At 71.6% G+C, this 6,737-nt stretch carries 7 protein-coding genes and 1 pseudogene; 7 read left to right on the forward strand and 1 reads right to left on the reverse strand.

Annotated elements, in window-relative coordinates:
• Positions 1–70 precede the first annotated feature (70 nt).
• Positions 71–979, forward strand: coding sequence for an HTTM domain-containing protein (locus tag KBX39_RS19015; protein WP_043326888.1), 909 nt, complete (start codon positions 71–73; stop codon positions 977–979).
• An 18-nt stretch (positions 980–997) separates the two neighbouring features.
• Here the strand turns inward: KBX39_RS19015 and KBX39_RS19020 are convergent, their stop codons facing one another.
• Positions 998–1,417: a thiol-disulfide oxidoreductase DCC family protein gene (locus KBX39_RS19020; RefSeq protein WP_210871792.1), complete on the reverse strand. Its 420-nt coding sequence runs from the start codon at positions 1,415–1,417 to the stop codon at positions 998–1,000.
• Between the two features lie 91 nt (positions 1,418–1,508).
• Here KBX39_RS19020 and KBX39_RS19025 point away from each other — a divergent pair, with 91 nt between their 5' ends.
• The 6 genes and pseudogenes from KBX39_RS19025 to KBX39_RS19050 all read left to right on the forward strand — a co-directional run.
• Positions 1,509–3,542, forward strand: coding sequence for an intein-containing Rv2578c family radical SAM protein (locus tag KBX39_RS19025; protein ID WP_210871800.1), 2,034 nt, complete (start codon positions 1,509–1,511; stop codon positions 3,540–3,542).
• 77 nt (positions 3,543–3,619) lie between these two features.
• The gene (locus KBX39_RS19030; RefSeq protein ID WP_210871794.1) at positions 3,620–4,717 is read left to right on the forward strand and encodes a helix-turn-helix domain-containing protein; all 1,098 of its coding nucleotides are present in this window, start codon (positions 3,620–3,622) and stop codon (positions 4,715–4,717) included.
• Entirely contained in the window at positions 4,714–5,262 is a 549-nt protein-coding gene (locus KBX39_RS19035; RefSeq protein ID WP_064447582.1) for a hypothetical protein, read from the forward strand. The genes KBX39_RS19030 and KBX39_RS19035 overlap by 4 nt, the downstream gene beginning before the upstream one ends.
• 77 nt (positions 5,263–5,339) lie before the next feature.
• Positions 5,340–5,462: pseudogene (locus KBX39_RS19040) on the forward strand (IS3 family transposase); the annotation flags it as partial.
• A 141-nt stretch (positions 5,463–5,603) separates the two neighbouring features.
• The gene (locus KBX39_RS19045) at positions 5,604–6,026 is read left to right on the forward strand and encodes a CoA-binding protein (RefSeq protein ID WP_210871796.1); all 423 of its coding nucleotides are present in this window, start codon (positions 5,604–5,606) and stop codon (positions 6,024–6,026) included.
• A 32-nt stretch (positions 6,027–6,058) separates the two neighbouring features.
• Positions 6,059–6,737, forward strand: a 679-nt coding sequence (locus KBX39_RS19050) for a hypothetical protein (RefSeq protein WP_210871798.1), incomplete at its 3' end; no start/stop codon positions are given.

Here is a 6,737-nt window from a genome sequence, read left to right on the forward strand (position 1 = left end):
TCGACATCCAGGGCGGCCGCCCGACCGGCAGGTGGACCGACGAGACGGCCGTGCGCTGGGAGACCGGCGGATGACCGCCTGGCTGACCGAGGCGGTCCCGCGCGGCCGGATCGCCGCGTTCCGCACCCTGGTCTACCTCTTCGTCGCCGCCGACCTGGTGGTGTTCACACCCTGGGTACGCACCCGGGTCGACGTGCCCGGCGACCTCTACCAGCCGCTGCTCGTCGGCCGGCTGCTCCCGCTGCCCACCCCCACCCCCGCCCTGGTCGGCGTGGTGTTCTGGGCGCTGCTGGTCACCGCGCTGCTCGCCGCCACCGGCCGGGCGCACCGGCTGCTCGGCTGGACGGTCTTCGCGCTGTACTTCGAGTGGATGATCGTGGCGATGAGCTACGGCAAGGTCGACCACGACCGCTTCGCGCTCCTCGTGGCGCTGGCCGTGCTGCCCACCGCCGGCCGCGCCCGGCACGGCGACCCGACCCGTACCGAGGCGGGCGGCTGGGCGCTGCGGGTCACCCAGATCTCGGTCATCTGCACGTACTTCCTCGCCGCCTGGGCCAAGTTCCGCTTCGGCGGCCTGGACTGGGCGAACGGTTCGGTGCTGGCCCGCGCGATCATCCGGCGCGGCACCGACCTCGCCGACCTGATCGCGCAGGTGCCGCACCTGCTGATCGTGGCGCAGTTCGGCATCCTGGCGTTCGAGCTGCTCAGCCCGCTGGTGTTCGTGCTGCCGGCGCGGTGGCGGACGATGACCGTCGGCTTCTTCTACTCGTTCCACCTGGTGACCATCGCGACGATCACCATCTCGTTCGCGCCGCACCTGGTGGCGATGACCAGCTTCCTGGCGCTGGAGAAGGTCCGTCCGGTGGTGTTCGTCCGGCGCCTGCTCGGCCGTCCGCCGCCCGCCGCGCCGACGGCGCCCGCGACGGCGCCCCTCTCGCCGGCACCGGCCCCCGACCCGTCCTCGACCGCGCCCGCCTGACCACGGCCACCCGGCCGGTCAGGCGGTCGGGCCCGGGCGTCCGGTCGGGCCGTACAGCCGTTCCCGGGCCTCCTGCGGCAGCGCGCACGCGGCCGTGCCGCCCGGCAGCCGGTGCCGGTTGCGGGCCACCCAGCGGTACGCGGGCCAGGCCGCCGCGCGTACCGGGGAAAGGCGCAGTCCGGCCCCGGCGAACCGCCAGAGCGGGCCGCTGTCGCCGAGCAGCCGGGCGATGGCGTCCGGCCCGGCGGCGCGGGAGCCGTCGGCGCCCACCCACTGGACCGCCTCCTCGCACTCGGCCTCCGTCAGGCCCAGCGCCGCCAGGTCGGCGAACTGCCACGGGACCACCCGGGCGCCGGTCGGGATCCGACGCTCGATGAACTGCGCGCACCGGGTGCAGAAGGCGCAGTCGCCGTCGTAGACGAAGGTCGACGTCTCCATGCCCCCATCCTGCCCCGCCCCGGGGCACGGCGGCGCGCGGTGTCCGCAGCGTCACTTGCGCTTTATTCGTACACGTGTTCGAATGAGCTCCATGCGCTGGGACAACCTCTCCGCTCCCCCGGACGAGGGGACTCCCGATCGGGCGGCGCCGGCGGCTCCACCCCTGCCGCTGGCGCTGCCCGGCGCCGTCGCCCGCACCTTCGACACCCCGGGCTTCGCCGGCATGACGTTCTACGAGGTCCGCGCCAAGTCGATCATCAACCGGGTGCCCGGCCAGTCGCGTGTGCCGTTCGAGTGGACGATCAACCCCTACCGGGGCTGCTCACACGCCTGCGTCTACTGCCTGGGCGGGGACACGCCGATCCTGATGGCCGACGGGCGCACCAGGGCGATCAGCGAACTGGAGCCCGGCGACCGGATCTACGGCACCCGGCGGCGCGGCGCCTACCGCCACTACGTCGTCACCACGGTGCTCGACAAGTGGTCCACTGTGAAGCGCGCCTACCGGGTCACCCTGGCCGACGGCACCACGCTCGTCGCCAGCGGCGACCACCGGTTCCTGACCGAACGCGGCTGGAAACACGTCACCGGGAGCATGCGGGGCGGCGGCCGCCGTCCCCACCTGACCACCCGCAACCGCCTGCTGGGCACCGGCCGGTTCGCGGTGGCGCCGAAGCGCTCGGCCGACTACCGCCGGGGTTACCTGCACGCCCTGCTCCGCGACGACGACCGGGCCGGTGCCCGGTTCCGGCTGGCCACCGCCGAGGCGGAGGCGCTGGAGCGGGCCGAACGCTACCTGGCCGACGCGGGGGTCACCGTCGAGCGGGCCACAGTCACCCGGGTCGGCCGCCGGCCGACGACCACGGTGGTACGCACGTCCGGCCCGGCCGAGGTCGTCACCGGCCTGCTGCGCCCGCCGGGCGAGACGACAGACGACTGGTCGCTGGGCTATCTGGCCGGCATGTTCGACGCCACCGGCACCTGCCACCGGGGCGTGTTCCGGATCAGCGTCGCGGACGACGGGAGCCAGGCCCGCACGTCCGGCGCGCTGGAGCGTTTCGGCTTCCGGTGGGCGCTCGACGTGCCGGGCGTGCCGGGCGCGGCGCGTCAGCTCCGGCTGACCGGCGGGCTGCCCGAGCGGCTGCGCTTCTTCCACCTCACCGATCCGGCCGTCACCGCCCGGCGCTCGATCGAGGGCATGGCGCTCAAGTGCGCGGCGCACCTCCAGGTGAGCGCCGTAGAGGATCTCGGCCTGGAGCTGCCGCTGTGGGACATCACCACCGGCACCGGCGACTTCATCGCCAACGGCGTGGTCAGCCACAACTGCTTCGCCCGCAACACGCACACCTACCTCGACCTGGACGCGGGCGCCGACTTCGACCGCAAGGTGATCGTCAAGGTCAACGCGGGCGAGCTGGTCCGCCGCGAGCTGGCCGCCCCACGCTGGCGCGGCGCGCACGTCGCCATGGGCACCAACGTGGACTGTTACCAGCGGGCCGAGGGCCGCTATCGCCTGATGCCGCCGATCATCGAGGCGCTGCGTGACTTCGCGAACCCGTTCTCGATCCTGACCAAGGGCACGCTGCTGCTGCGTGACCTGCCGCTGCTGCGCGAGGCGGCGGAGGTGACCCGGGTCGGGGTGTCGTACTCGGTGGGATTCGTGGACGAGGCGCTCTGGCGGGCGGCCGAGCCGGGCACGCCGAGCCCGCGCCGCCGCCTGGACGCGGTCCGTCAGCTCGCCGACGCCGGCTTCGAGGTGGGTGTGCTGATGGCGCCGATCCTGCCGGGCCTCAGCGACGACGAGGAGTCGATCGACGCCACCGTCGCGGCCGTCGCCGCCTCCGGCGCGGCAAGTGTGACGCCGTTGCCGCTGCACCTGCGGCCCGGCGCCCGGGAGTGGTACGCCCGCTGGCTGGCCCGGGAGTTCCCCCACCTGGTGCCCCGCTACCGGCGGCTCTACCAGGCCGGCTCGTACGCGCCGCAGGCGTACCAGCGGGAGGTGACAGCGCGGGTGCGGATGGCGGCACGCCGGCACGGGCTGCACCGGGGCAAGACGGGCGACAACCGCCGGCTGCCGGAGACCCCGCCGCCCGCGCCTGCCGCCGAACAGCTCTCCCTGCTCTAGCGGTAATGCCCCTGAGGTTGACCCCTGAACTTCCGTGTGTTGACCCACTCCAGCGCCAAGTGTGCGATTATCGCACCATGGCTGATGGTTGGGTCTGGCCCCTCGTCGGTGAGCAGGTACGGCGAGCCCGGTTGTCGCTGGGGATCTCGCAGCAGGATCTCGCGGCGATGGTGGGGCTGGACCGCACAATGCTGGCCAAGGTTGAGGCTGGCAGCCGCCGTTTGGACGGCATGGAGCTGGCTCGGCTTTCCAGGGCACTAAGAGTGTCGATGGAGTACTTGATTCAGCCGCCGCCGGCGGTGTTGTCCCGACGAGCGGCCCCGTTGACCGAGGAAACGGACACTCAGGCAGCACGATCGTCGGAACGCCTCGAAATCGCCATGGTTGAGTGGCTGCGCAACGTCCAGCAGTTGCTGGATCTTGGCGTATTGCTTACCCGTCCGCTGCTTCGCTACCCGCACTCAGTGGAATCCGAGGATGATGCGCGTCAGACAGCCCGGTGGCTGCGACAGCGGTTCGGGCTCGGCGATGCACCGGTCGGCAGCATCATGGACGTCTGTGAGCGCGCAGGTCAGTGGGTACTGGTCACCGACCTTCCAGGCGACGGAGCATCGCTCGTCGAGGGCGACATCGCGGTTGCTGTCGTAAGCACTACGGGCGACCCTGGCCGCCGTCGGGCTACCGCTGCACACGAGTTGGGGCATCTCATCATTGGTGATGAGTATTCTGCCGACCTCGGCGTGAGTGCCTCGCGTGCAGAACGGGAGGCGGTGATTGATGCCTTCGCCGCAGAACTGCTGCTGCCCGTGCAAGCGATTGCCGCAGCCGGAGCCCCCGGGACGGTGAGCCGGGACCAGATCGTGAGCTATGCGGCTCGATACCGTACCTCTTGGTTGCTGGCGTTGCGGCAGGCTGAGCAGGCAGGGACCATCGACGCAGAGACGCGTAGATCCTGGAGCCAGGTTCGGCCCACGCATGTGGAGTTCATGGAGGCATTGGGCTGGGCGCCGCAGCCCGACCTTGTGTCGGTGCGGGTACCGCCCGCCTACGCACAGGCCGTGATGGACGCGTGGCGGAACAGGCGCATCACCCGGGCGAGGGCTCTGGAGTTGATGCATGGCCACATCGCCGACGAGGATCTGCCGCAGGAGGACGACCTGGAGATCGCGCCGTGAGCCTGTCGGCGCAAGCCAACCCCGTCCTTGTACTCGACACGATGGTTCTCAGCCACTTCACTCTCGCTGACCGGCTGGACGTCTTGCAGGACCTGCTGCTCGATGCCGATTGTTGGACGACTCAGGTGGTTCGGGAGGAGTTGCGGGCGGGATCTGCGGATCATCGTGAACTGGCCGTCGCTTGCGAGGCGGATTGGCTGACCACTGCCCAGTTAGACACCCTCGATGAGGTGCGGTGCTTCACCAAATGGGCCGCGCGGCTCGGCTCGGGTGAGCGCGACCTTGGGGAGGCGTCCGTCCTCGCTGCCGCCGAACTGCGGGATGGGGTGGCCATCACGGACGACAGGAACGCGACGCAGGTCGCCCGCGCCCACGGCGCCCGGGTGCACGGCACCATCTGGCTTCTCGCGGGGGCCTGCCGGGACGGCAAACAAACCCTTACGGCTGCGGGGAACCTCATTGAGGCACTCAGAGCAACCGATGCTCGTCTGCCCTGCTCGGGAGCTGAGTTTCCCGCCTTCGCCCGTAAGCACAACCTCCTATAGTCACTACTGAAAGCTTCTTGACCTAACGGGAGGGTAGCGACTCGCGCGACGCGGCGGCTTCGGACTCCTTGTAGAACAACGTCCTGAACCGCCGATCATGGGCCACCCGCCAACAACTACGGATCGCGATCGTGACCTGGATCGAACGGACCTATCACCGCCGCCGACGCCAGCGGTCGCTGTCCGGGTTGACCCCGTTGAATTCGAGGCCATCATGCACCCACCGGCCAGTCAGGCCGCGTGACTACACCTGTCACCTGCCGGTGCAGACCCACAACGCTGCTGAGCTGAGCATTACCTCTAGCGGGGAGGACCCGCGCCGGCGGGGCTAGGCTCGGGGGATGCGTTCCGCTCAGCAGATCCTCGCCGACTCCGCCGTGATCGCCGTCGTGGGCGCCTCCCGCGATCCGGGCAAGGCCGCGCACCGCGTACCGCTGGAGATGCAGCGGCACGGCTGGCGGATCATCCCGGTCAACCCGACTGTGGACGAGTTGTTCGGCGAGAAGGCGTATCCGACGCTGGCCGACATCCCGCACCCGGTCGACCTGGTCGACGTGTTCCGCCCGGCGCGGGACGCGGTCGACGTGGTCCGGCAGGCGGTGGCGATCGGCGCCCCGGCGGTGTGGTTGCAGCTCGGCATCTTCTCGGACGAGGCGCGCCGGATCGCCGAGGAGGCGGGCCTCGAATACGTCGAGGACAGGTGCCTCATCGTGGAGCGGGCCGCCGCCGGACTGACCCGTACCTCCGGCCCGACGGCCGACTGACGGCGCGGCACGCGGCGCGTACCCTTCCGGGCATGTCCGGTCCCGGCCCGATGGCTGCGGCGGTGCCCGACCGCGACGGGTTGTGGTCCCGCCGGTTGTTCGCGCTCCTAGCCGGTACGGCGGTGGCCGCGGTGAGCGGCCGGGTTCTCCTCGCGCTGGATCCGTCGCACCTCGACGCGGCTCGTGGCGTGGTGTGGCTGGTGATGCTGGGGCACCTGGCGCAGCGGTACTGGCGGCCACGGCGGACCGGCCGGCTGATCTGGCGGCCCCGGGTGGCCGGGCCGCACGGCGCCGAACCGGGGCTGGTCGCCCGGCGGTCGGCGGCGCGATGGCTGGGGCTGACCGCGGACGTGACAGCGGGTGTCGTGGTGGCCCTCGGCGGTTTCTCGGTCCTGACCGAGCGCTGGCCGCAGGTCGAGGCGGGGCGACCGCCGGTGCTGGCCGCGGTGGCTCTCGGCCTGGGCTGGGTGGTCTACGCGGAGACGCGGTTCACCGGCCGGCTGGCGTTGACCGGCGGCGGGCTCCGGTACGGCGGGGACTGGTACCCGTGGTCGGAGATCCGGGGCGTCCGGCGCTCCGGCGAGCGCGCCGGCGGTGTGCACCTCCGGCTGGAACCGGAGCGGCTGCCCCGGACGGTGGTCGGCGGACGCGACCTGGCCGTGCCGGACGAACGGCTCATCGCCGCGAGCGAGGCGTTCCGGACCACGCCGG

The sequence above is a fragment of the Micromonospora sp. D75 genome, from assembly GCF_018070405.1.
Taxonomy (GTDB): Bacteria; Actinomycetota; Actinomycetes; order Mycobacteriales; family Micromonosporaceae; genus Micromonospora; species Micromonospora chalcea.